Below are 296 nucleotides of genomic sequence, written 5' to 3'. Positions count from 1 at the left end.
AAAGATGATCCAACGCGGCTTGTTCACCAGCTTTTCACTGTACTGTTCCAGCTCATTAAGGATAGTGAACGCGTTTTCCACCGGATCCGAACCGTCGGCCGGCAGCAGATCGATCATGTGCAGCAGCACACGGCAACGCTCCAGGTGCTTCAGGAAGCGAATACCCAGACCGGCACCGTCAGCTGCGCCTTCGATCAGACCGGGGATATCAGCGACAACGAAACTGCGCTCGCTATCGACCCGTACCACACCCAGACTCGGTACTAAGGTAGTGAACGGATAATCCGCCACTTTTG

At 55.4% G+C, this 296-nt stretch carries 1 protein-coding gene; it reads right to left on the bottom strand.

Going from position 1 to position 296, the window contains the following annotated elements; genetic code table 11:
- A partial coding sequence (locus tag ACYP03_RS25545; protein ID WP_459782610.1) for a GTPase occupies nt 1-296 on the bottom strand: 296 nt, incomplete at both ends.

The sequence above is a fragment of the Photobacterium sp. R1 genome (assembly GCF_054600795.1).
The sequence above is the reverse complement of the archived record's forward strand: the minus strand, read 5'-3'. Positions and strand labels throughout refer to the sequence as shown.